General features: G+C 65.0%; 11 protein-coding genes and 1 pseudogene. 8 read left to right on the top strand and 4 right to left on the bottom strand.

Annotated features, from left to right (window positions below):
- Nucleotides 1–280: 280 nt before the first annotated feature.
- The 4 genes from WDW90_RS05765 to WDW90_RS05780 all read left to right on the top strand — a co-directional run bounded on the left by WDW90_RS05765 (nucleotide 281) and on the right by WDW90_RS05780 (nucleotide 2,032).
- Nucleotides 281–466: a hypothetical protein gene (locus tag WDW90_RS05765; RefSeq protein ID WP_336486358.1), complete on the top strand. Its 186-nt coding sequence runs from the start codon at nucleotides 281–283 to the stop codon at nucleotides 464–466.
- 212 nt (nucleotides 467–678) lie between these two features.
- Nucleotides 679–885 carry a hypothetical protein gene (locus WDW90_RS05770; RefSeq protein ID WP_336486360.1) on the top strand — a complete coding sequence of 69 codons (207 nt, stop codon included), beginning with the start codon at nucleotides 679–681 and terminating at the stop codon, nucleotides 883–885.
- 18 nt (nucleotides 886–903) lie between these two features.
- Complete coding sequence (locus tag WDW90_RS05775) at nucleotides 904–1,101, top strand: ribosome modulation factor (RefSeq protein ID WP_336486361.1); 198 nt, start codon at nucleotides 904–906, stop codon at nucleotides 1,099–1,101.
- A 433-nt stretch (nucleotides 1,102–1,534) separates the two neighbouring features.
- Complete coding sequence (locus WDW90_RS05780; RefSeq protein WP_336486362.1) at nucleotides 1,535–2,032, top strand: response regulator; 498 nt, start codon at nucleotides 1,535–1,537, stop codon at nucleotides 2,030–2,032.
- A 45-nt stretch (nucleotides 2,033–2,077) separates the two neighbouring features.
- On the opposite strand, the gene WDW90_RS05785 is transcribed toward WDW90_RS05780, so the two are convergent.
- Nucleotides 2,078–2,296, bottom strand: coding sequence for a hypothetical protein (locus WDW90_RS05785; RefSeq protein ID WP_336486363.1), 219 nt, complete (start codon nucleotides 2,294–2,296; stop codon nucleotides 2,078–2,080).
- Between the two features lie 782 nt (nucleotides 2,297–3,078).
- Here WDW90_RS05785 and WDW90_RS05790 point away from each other — a divergent pair.
- A complete protein-coding gene (locus tag WDW90_RS05790) occupies nucleotides 3,079–3,360 on the top strand; it encodes a hypothetical protein (protein ID WP_336486364.1) in 282 nt (93 codons plus the stop codon).
- Between the two features lie 138 nt (nucleotides 3,361–3,498).
- Here the strand turns inward: WDW90_RS05790 and WDW90_RS05795 are convergent, their stop codons facing one another.
- Nucleotides 3,499–4,173: a GntR family transcriptional regulator gene (locus tag WDW90_RS05795; protein WP_336486365.1), complete on the bottom strand. Its 675-nt coding sequence runs from the start codon at nucleotides 4,171–4,173 to the stop codon at nucleotides 3,499–3,501.
- 572 nt (nucleotides 4,174–4,745) lie between these two features.
- Between WDW90_RS05795 and oxlT the strand changes: the two genes are divergently transcribed.
- The 3 genes from oxlT (at nucleotide 4,746) to WDW90_RS05810 (ending at nucleotide 7,666) form a co-directional block, all read left to right on the top strand.
- Nucleotides 4,746–6,005, top strand: coding sequence for an oxalate/formate MFS antiporter (gene oxlT, locus WDW90_RS05800; protein ID WP_336486376.1), 1,260 nt, complete (start codon nucleotides 4,746–4,748; stop codon nucleotides 6,003–6,005).
- Nucleotides 6,006–6,680: 675 nt separating this feature from the next.
- Complete coding sequence (locus WDW90_RS05805; protein ID WP_336486366.1) at nucleotides 6,681–7,007, top strand: hypothetical protein; 327 nt, start codon at nucleotides 6,681–6,683, stop codon at nucleotides 7,005–7,007.
- A 41-nt stretch (nucleotides 7,008–7,048) separates the two neighbouring features.
- Nucleotides 7,049–7,666 carry a 5-formyltetrahydrofolate cyclo-ligase gene (locus WDW90_RS05810; protein ID WP_336486367.1) on the top strand — a complete coding sequence of 206 codons (618 nt, stop codon included), beginning with the start codon at nucleotides 7,049–7,051 and terminating at the stop codon, nucleotides 7,664–7,666.
- A gap of 89 nt (nucleotides 7,667–7,755) precedes the next feature.
- On the opposite strand, the gene WDW90_RS05815 is transcribed toward WDW90_RS05810, so the two are convergent.
- Together WDW90_RS05815 and WDW90_RS05820 are read right to left on the bottom strand one after the other, a co-directional pair.
- Nucleotides 7,756–8,019, bottom strand: coding sequence for a hypothetical protein (locus tag WDW90_RS05815; protein WP_336486368.1), 264 nt, complete (start codon nucleotides 8,017–8,019; stop codon nucleotides 7,756–7,758).
- Nucleotides 8,016–8,202, bottom strand: a pseudogene (locus WDW90_RS05820) (HD domain-containing protein); the annotation flags it as partial. The gene WDW90_RS05815 and the pseudogene WDW90_RS05820, both read right to left, overlap by 4 nt.

The raw sequence follows: 8,202 nt of genomic DNA on the forward strand, positions 1-8,202 counted from the left end.
GTCGGTACAACCGATGATCGACATTGATGTGAAGGCCTACGGGGAGCTTGGGCGCCTCGCGAAGCCGCCTGTGCAGATCACCGAAGCCGGGCGGTGAGGGGCGGTCGCAACCGTGCTGCCGGCCGTCCGCTGGGCAGCCTGAGGCGGCGAGCCGGCCACAAGTCCCCCTCGACCGCGGCCGACCCGCCCGTCGTGCGCCAAGGCTCAGGACGGCGCAGCAACGTTTGAGTGAACGGGCCGCAGAGGGCGTATAATCCGGGCGTCGCACGGCGGTGCACCCATGCTGATCCCGGCCGCCTTGTTCGCTGCCTTCTCGCTCCTCCTGATCATCTGGGGCGGCCTGCTCGCAGAGCGTCCCCGCACGAACGCTGAGCAAGCGGCAGGCGACCTCGCTGTCCTCGTCGGTGCCTGCTTCGCGCTGACGGCTACCGCGCTCGCGCTCGCGACGATCATGGGCGATTTCTGACACCCGAGCCGGCCGGACGCCAAGCGCCGCCAAGGTCAATCGGGAAAGCTGCGCTTCAGCGCCGAATCGACAAGCAAAGCTTCGTTGCGCTATCGGCAGGCACCGCCTCAAGGCATTGCGATTACAAGTATTTCGCCGCTCGTTCAGCGATGCGGCCACTACCCCCGCGCCGGCCGGATCCGCCGGACACCTCCTGACATTGAGAGATCCTGATGACCGCTCAAAGCGAACGGTTCACGCATGTCGTCGCCACCTACGGGCCGCGCGCCATGGCGGACCTCGACATCGCGCTTCACCAGGCGGCCGGCCTGAGTTCACTGCCCCGAGGGCTGCAGCGTATCGGTGCCGGGTTCATAATGGCGCAGGCCGGCCTGAGCCGCGATCCGATCTGCGCGTTCATACGTTCACGTGCCTTCTAGGCTCAGAAGGAGCACGACATGAGCGAAGGCGCCACAGCCAGCGACAGCCCGTTCATCAAGGGTCGGAACGCCAGGCACTACGGGAAGCTGCGCGACAGCTGCCCGTATCCGGAAGGCTCGGAGGAGCGAAGTGCCTGGCTGCAGGCTTACGACGAGGCCGGAGACAACTCAGCAGAGCAAGATCTTGGGACCGTGGATGACGTCCAGAAATCTTGAGCGGCCGGGTTAGGCAGAGGCCCGCACGCCTCTAACCCATGCACCCCGTCGGCCTCGGGGAAATCGAGACGACCTCAGCCCGCCCGGCTCCTCGCCGCGGCGGGTTTTTTCACACCGGGAGTTGCAGGGTTGACCAGCGAAGCACCGCCAGGGAGTGACGTCTGCAGCCTCCTACCCAGCTTCGTCCTCGATGCAGAGCGCGGGATCGATAGACGCACGAAGCCCCGCATCGGCTTTGCAGAGTGCCGCACCTGGGCGCCCAGGCCGGACGCGCGGTGGTCCGCAGCGAAACGGCTGCTTCGGGCAAGCGATCGCATCCAAGCGGGAGGCCGTGCAACCCAGACCAAAGTCGGTTGGTTACAATTGCAACTTTGTGTAGAAACGCACAGTTCCCGCTCTGCGTCTCGTGGCTTCCGGCCTCGGGGGAGATCCTGTGGCCCCGCGCTCCCAAGACAGTCCCACTGCCGTGGTCCTCGTCGTCGAGGACGAAACCCTCGTGCGCATGATCGCGACCGACATCCTCACGGAGGCCGGCTATCGCGTCCTTGAGGCACGAGATGCTGACGAGGCTCTCGTTCTGCTCGGCGCACGAAACGACATCGACCTGGTGTTCTCCGACTGCGAGATGCCCGGCGCGGTCGATGGCGTCGGGCTCGCTCATCTCGTGCACGAGCGCCGGCCCGACCTGCCGCTGCTCCTGACCTCCGGAAGGATGAGATTGGCTCCTGTCGATCTGCCGCCCGGTGCCCGCTTCCTCGAGAAGCCGTATCGCCCGTCCGTCTTGATCGACAAGGTGGAGACCTGTCTCGCGACCGGAGCCGTGACAATGGAGGGCGCGCCCGTGCTGCCCCAGGGAATGACCGGCCAGCCGGCAATCATCGAGGGCGGGCAGATCGCTGCCGCCCCGACACCGGAGCCGGACAAGACCTAGCGGCTGCGCAACCCCTCTGACGGATCGCACGTTGACGCGCCTGTCCTAATCGGACGGGTTGAACCGCTCGATGAAGCGGACTCCGTCCCACAATTCAAGGGCATGGCCATCGACCATGGGACGTATCAGGGAGAGCGCCTCGTCGTCACTGCTCGCGGAAAGCCGCTCGGTCCGGATCACCTCGTTGCAGGTGCTCAGGACGATGACGCGGTAGCGTGGCTCGGCCGGTTCGCTACCCGGCAGCGGGGAGGAGAGGTCGTCCAATCTTCGGCCATCCGTTTGCTGCGGTCGGCACCATCTCGTGAGCGTGGCAGCTACACCGAATGAAGGCAAGAAGACGCGGGCGGCGGCCCAGAGCCGACCGCCCGCAAGGTTGAAGACGCCGGCCGACCGGCCCGAAGCCGTCATGCCAACCGGATCAGGCTACGGTCCAGCTTGGTTGCGCGCAATCGAGCCAGATCGCCGCAGGTAAGGATGGAACGCGCTGTTGTTCGCGATGCTATTCGAGCTCGACCTGGAGATTGTCAGCGGGGAAGCGTTTCCGGATCTAAAGACGTTTCTCGATAGAAGGGAAGCGGACGCAGCTGAAACACCTCCCGTTCTTCGCGTGCCAACGGCCTGCTAAAGAAGAAGATATCCATCTGCAGACGACGACTGCGCGGCCGAACCTGCGGGCCGAACGATAGCCTTACCCCTCGCGGAATCGCCCGGCCCGCTGCCCACGAACTCGTGGTTCGGGATTGGCCCGCAACACTCCAGCAACAGCACCGCGCGAATATCGGGCGCCGCGCTGCCCGATCGCACCCAGCCGCGCGGCCGGTGGGTCGGGCCGCGAGGGCATCAACCGCTCGACCCGCCGCACGCCCTGAGGCTACCCGCCTTTCTCTGCCTTCGGCTCATTCCCGACTCGTCCCCCCGCCGGATCGCTTCGGCCACTATCCCGTGAGGAGACCGGGAAGGCAGCGGCGATCTCGCGTCTCAACCAGCCTAGGACGTCGTCGCTGAAACTCGATCGGGCGACGGCCCGTACACGCGTGTCCATCCTAATGGACAGCTGGCGCATGCCGTACTTGAGCCTTTCCATCTCGCTCGCAGCCGTGTTCACGCTCGGCTGCATCGCGATCCGTGCCTATGGAGACAGCTATCCGAACGAGGTGCGCCAAGCCATCCTGGCCTTCTTCGGGTTCCTCGTCGTCTTCCTCACGGTGGGCTTCATGATCCTGGACCCGCCACGCCAGTCCGCGAATAGCCCCGATCGCCCCACAAACTCGGCAGCGAGCGCGTCCGGCGATACGATCATGAGGCCCGCGCCGCTGCATGGAGGCTGAGAAGCCCCTGTCGCGTTGATCGACGGCAACAGCTTCGACCGATCCTGCGAGCGCGTGTTCGATTCCACTGCGAGAACGCAAAGCCCTCACAGCACGGCCGCTCATCGCCATGAACGGGGTCGTGAACAGCGGGTCCGTTCAATCCAAGAATTCGTTGTGCAGATGGATATGGGCTGCAATTTCGAGCCCATACGCGATCACCAACTGTCCAGCCGCGACAGCATCCCGCCCCTGCAGTGCCTCGACGATCCGTGAACTGTCTTTAAACGCTCTCGCTCGCCTGGCCGTAGGCTTTAGAATAACCTGATGAATGCCTTTCACGTGTACGAGAACAGTGCTGGACAGGCGTTGGATCGTCTCGCATCGGCTGAGCGCGATGATGGCGAGATGGAACCGCAAGCTGGCATCCGTCCGGTCGGCGTTGCACTCCGCCGAGCTCTCCGAGCAAACGTCAAGGAAGCTGCCCCGCAATGACGCGAGTTCGTCATCGGTCGCGCATTCGCAGGCGAGTCGAGCCGCCATGCTCGCCAGCGCGGCCCAGGCATGCATGATCCCGACAGCCTCAACCTTGGTCTTCTTGACGACGAATACACCGCGTCGCGCCTCTGATCGAATGAGACCCTCGTGCTCGAGCACGACGAACGCCTCACGCACAGGCGTTCGGCTCATGCCGAGATCGCGCGACAGCTTGCTCTCGTCGAGCCTCACCTCGTCGGGGCGGCCGTAGATATCCATCTCGGCGATGGCCGCCTTGAGCGCCTCATAGGCCAATATGCGCAAACCTGCCTTGGGCGCGCGTTGCGCAGCACCCACGGGACCAGCTCTCACCATCGGTGCATCTCGAATCAGTTCCGTGGCCAGCCGGCGGCAGCCGAGCCGGTAGAAGGACAATGAAGCGAGGCTGCTTCTCCGACGCGCGTCGGTACGGCATCGCGCCAATCGTGCCAGCAGGTCGAACCCTCTGCTGCAGATTATCCGTCGATTCAGACGAATGCAGCCGCGTGTTAATCCGATGCTGCATTGCAGCATAAATATCGCGATCCAACGCCCTTGACTTCAGGCGCCGAAAACGCAATCCTGGTATACAGTATACGCACGGGAGAAAAATCGGAAGCCGGCGCAACGGCGCGGTCGTTGCGGGTGGCACGAAGATATCGGGCTATTGCCCATGCGGTTCGGCGACGACGGTCGGACGCTCACTCATCGCGCGATATACCGTCTGCTCAGTGAAGATGTCGGGACGTTCAAAGCATGTTGCCATGCTTTCGAAGCAACAAGACAGCTTCATTGTAAAATAAATAAAATTTCTGAGAGAAATGCCGGAGGATACATTGAGTACAATAGACACTTTGCCACCGCGGCGCGTCAGCGACGGCTATCGCTGGATGCAGCTCGTCCTCGGCGTCATCTGCATGGTGATGATCGCCAACCTGCAATACGGCTGGACCTTCTTCGTACCTGAGATCCAGAAGTCCTTCGGCTTCGACCGCGCGGCCATCCAGTGGGCCTTCACCCTCTTCGTGCTGTTTGAGACCTGGCTCGTACCCATCGAAGGCTGGTTCGTCGACAAGTACGGCCCCAAGATCGTCGTGCTGTTTGGCGGCATCCTCTGCGGCGTCGGCTGGGTTATCAACGCCTACGCCGGATCGCTCAATGCGTTCTACCTCGGCCAGGTCATCGCGGGTCTCGGCGCCGGTGCAGTCTACGGCACCTGCGTGGGCAACGCGCTCAAGTGGTTCCCCGACAAGCGCGGGCTCGCCGCTGGCATCACGGCCGCCGGCTTCGGTGCGGGCTCCGCGCTCACCGTCGCGCCGATCCAGTGGATGATCGCCGACAAGGGCTTCCAGGCTGCCTTCCTGTACTTCGGCATCGGCCAGGGCGTGGTCGTGGCGGCGTTGGCCTTCTTCCTGGCCGCCCCGCGGAAGGGCGAGCTCCCGGACGTGTCAGGCGACACCGCCAACGTCCAGTCGCGGCGCGACTACACCCCGAGCGAGGTGGTGCGTCAGCCGATCTTCTGGCTGATGTACCTCATGTTCGTCATCGTCGGCGCAGGCGGCCTGATGATCACTGCCAACCTGAAGCCCATCGCGGCCGATATCGGGGTCGACAAGGTACCGGTGACGATCCTCGGCGTGACCATGGTGGCGATCACGTTCGCGGCGACGATCGATCGGGTGCTCAACGGGCTAACCCGTCCGTTCTTCGGATGGGTGTCGGACAAGATCGGACGCGAGAACACGATGTTCATCGCCTTCGCGATGGAAGGCTTCGGCATCTACATGCTCTACCTCTGGGGTCACGACCCGCTGTGGTTCGTGCTCCTGTCGGGCTTCGTGTTCTTTGCCTGGGGCGAGATCTACTCGCTGTTCCCGTCGACCTGCACCGACACGTTCGGCTCCAAGTTCGCCGCGACGAACGCGGGGCTGCTCTACACGGCCAAGGGCACGGCGGCACTCCTGGTGCCTGTTGCCAACTACCTGCAGCAGAGCACGGGCAACTGGGACGGCGTGTTCCTGGCCGCAGCGGGCGCCAACATCCTGGCCTCGGTGCTTGCGATCGCGGTGCTGAAGCCCTGGCGTAAGCGCGTCGTAGCGAGCGCGCAGGTTGGCACGGAGGCCCCGGCCGCTCGCGTCGCGGTGGCCTGACCGCGGGTCGCACGACCCGCACGACACGCTCCGGAAGGGCTCGGACAGCGTCCGAGCCCTTTCTGCGTCATGCTGAGGAGTGTGATTGAGGAATGTGCACCGGCAGCGTGCCACATCCTGCGTCGAACGCAGGGTCGCGGACGCTGTCTCAGCCGATCTCGCGTCCGGTCGAGGCGTCCAGCCCCTGCTGCTCGGCTCACCCTGGGTGAACTCGCGAGACCCAGGATCGTGGCAGGTGAATCGCGAGCGTAGGCCTTCCACAGCATCTGCCTGACGCCGTTGCGGCTCGCGCTGATGTGGCTCGCATCGGGCTCAGGCTGGCGATCCGCGAGGCACAGCAACCCTGTTGTCACCAGGCTACACTCGTGCCCGACTCGCGTCAGGAACGCCCGCGGCTCATCCTTGCCGCGAGCGACGCCTCTATCAGCTCTCTGTCTTCCACGCCCCGGCCAACCATCGCGGCGTCGTTGCAGGGCTGTTTCAACTCCAGCTTAGTCGTGGCAGGGCAGCCGCGCCGGACCTAACAGTCGCGTGGGCTGATCAAACTCAGCGCCTGACCGTGAGGATCTTTCCGTCGTCGCCGAACGGGGTCTATGATCGGGACACTCCGCGTCGCGTGCAGTGTCGCGCCGGCACTAGAACACGCAGGGTCCTCCGGAGGCGAGGCGACGACCCATGCGCACACACCCAGGTCGAACGGCTGACGAGTGGGCCGGGATCATCACGGAGGCCTACGCCGCTAAGGCGCGCCCCCCGCTGACAAAGCAGCTCATCGACGAGATGCGCGCCATCGTCGCTGAGGCGTTGCACGAAGCCGAGACCGCCGGCGCGCCCGATGCCGAGTGGTGCGAGCGCGTGAACCTTGTACTCGACCGCAGCGAGATGTCCCTCCATGCGGCTGTTGGGCCGCGTTTGGCCGCCATTGACGACGCGGCGGGCACGGCCGTCATGGTGCACCGCTCGGAGGCCGGACGGCCACTCCGGGCCTTCGGTGGCCAGTAGACGGAAGCGGCGAGATCGGCGTGCAGGCAGGGAGCGAGTTCATGGGTGAGGGTTCCGAGAGTCAGACGGCCGGCTTCGCTCCGGAGCGCCCGCCCGCTGGCGCGGACTGGCCGACGATCGGCGATTGGCGCAAGCGGACCCGCGCAGCCCTACTCTCGCGGCGGCTCGCCATTCCGACCGAGGAGCGTGTCACTCGAAGCGAGCGGATCAGCGCGGCGCTCGCTGCGGCGCTCGAGCCCTTGTCGGACAGGTTGATCGGCGTCTACTGGCCGTTCCGCGGCGAGTTCGATCCACGCGGCGTGATGGCGGCTCTGCGCGAGCGGGGCACACGCCTCGCGCTGCCAGTGATCGTTGGGCGGGGCCAGCCGCTTGAATTTCGCGAATGGTCTCCGGGCAGCCTGATGACTCAGGGCGTCTGGAACGTGCCGATGCCCGAATCCGGCGAGACCGTACTGCCTGACCTCCTCGTTGTGCCGCTCGTCGGTTTCGACAAGCAGGGCTACCGCCTCGGCTACGGGGGAGGCTTCTACGACCGGACGATTGCCGCAATGGCGACGCGCCCGCGCACCATCGGCGTCGGGTTCGAGCTCGGCCGCCTGGACACGATCTGCCCGCAGCCCCATGACATCGCGCTGGAGCGCATCATCACGGAGCGTTGAGACAGGTGCGCCCCGCGAATTTAAACGTCACAGGACGATTCCCGCCAATCGTCGTTGCCTTCGGCGCGCGGGATGCTGCGCCCTGCTGATCAGTGCCTCCGCCGAGCCGCCAGTGCCGCGTTGCGCTCCTCCAGCTCGTGCATCGCGATCTGCATGGCCGGTATGGCGGCGATGCGGATTGCGATCCGGCGCGCCTCATTCTTCGATATGCGGCCGGCGCCACTCCGGCGCTCCACGTTCTCGCTGACGTCGGTGCAGGCGGCGATAGGAAAGCCGGTGGCCTCCTCTACGCGGGAGGCATCCGCAAGCTCAATCACCTGCCACGGTGCGGGGAAGCAGTGGGGCCTGGTCATGACCCCGTGTACCCGAGCCCTGCCGCGGCCTCTTTCAACCGCGCAAACGACGTAGCGTAGCGCTCCCGCAAGCGGTCTCCATTCGGCAGGGTCCGGCTCGGGCAGAGGTTGTCCTCATTGTCCGACATCTTGATCAGGATGGCGCCGAGATCGCCGCTCTCGATCACCGACGTGATCCGATCC

Origin of the sequence: Methylobacterium nigriterrae (genome assembly GCF_037106235.1) — a bacterium.
Classification (GTDB): Bacteria; Pseudomonadota; Alphaproteobacteria; order Rhizobiales; family Beijerinckiaceae; genus Methylobacterium; species Methylobacterium nigriterrae.

Excerpts from the sequence above, each read along its gene's own strand:
- WDW90_RS05765 (WP_336486358.1), top strand. The coding sequence starts at position 281 with ATGCTGATCCCGGCCGCCTTGTTCGCTGCCTTCTCGCTCCTCCTGATC.
- WDW90_RS05770 (WP_336486360.1), top strand. The coding sequence starts at position 679 with ATGACCGCTCAAAGCGAACGGTTCACGCATGTCGTCGCCACCTACGGG.
- WDW90_RS05775 (WP_336486361.1), top strand. The coding sequence starts at position 904 with ATGAGCGAAGGCGCCACAGCCAGCGACAGCCCGTTCATCAAGGGTCGG.
- WDW90_RS05790 (WP_336486364.1), top strand. The coding sequence starts at position 3,079 with ATGGACAGCTGGCGCATGCCGTACTTGAGCCTTTCCATCTCGCTCGCA.
- oxlT (WP_336486376.1), top strand. The coding sequence starts at position 4,746 with ATGCAGCTCGTCCTCGGCGTCATCTGCATGGTGATGATCGCCAACCTG.
- WDW90_RS05805 (WP_336486366.1), top strand. The coding sequence starts at position 6,681 with ATGCGCACACACCCAGGTCGAACGGCTGACGAGTGGGCCGGGATCATC.
- WDW90_RS05810 (WP_336486367.1), top strand. The coding sequence starts at position 7,049 with ATGGGTGAGGGTTCCGAGAGTCAGACGGCCGGCTTCGCTCCGGAGCGC.
- WDW90_RS05815 (WP_336486368.1), bottom strand. The coding sequence starts at position 8,019 with ATGACCAGGCCCCACTGCTTCCCCGCACCGTGGCAGGTGATTGAGCTT.